The sequence below is a fragment of the Pseudoalteromonas sp. 19-MNA-CIBAN-0066 genome (assembly GCF_040308705.1).
GTDB lineage: Bacteria > Pseudomonadota > Gammaproteobacteria > Enterobacterales > Alteromonadaceae > Pseudoalteromonas > Pseudoalteromonas nigrifaciens.
Map to the genome: position 1 here is coordinate 1 of NZ_JBEONZ010000227.1, position 268 is coordinate 268.

Sequence of the window (268 nt, forward strand, 5' to 3'; positions counted from 1 at the left end):
CTCGTACACTGGGTGTGTCTCGCGTTATTATGGACCCCGATAACCTGCATGCTGAGTTTGCCATTGTAGTACGCTCAGATTGCCAAGGTTTAGGGCTTGGTCGCATACTAATGAGTGCTGCAATTAACCACTGTAAACGCCAAGGTGTGGAATCGATTGAAGGCATAACCTTACCAGAGAATACGGGGATGATTGAGCTTGCCCGTAAGTTAGGTTTTAAAATTAGTCGCGACTTTGAAGAAGGCAGTATTAACATGGTACTTAAACT

General features: G+C 44.8%; 1 protein-coding gene. It reads left to right on the forward strand.

The features are described from left to right. On the forward strand, window positions 1-268 hold a 268-nt coding region (locus tag AAEZ18_RS18925; RefSeq protein ID WP_352255953.1), incomplete at both ends, for a GNAT family N-acetyltransferase.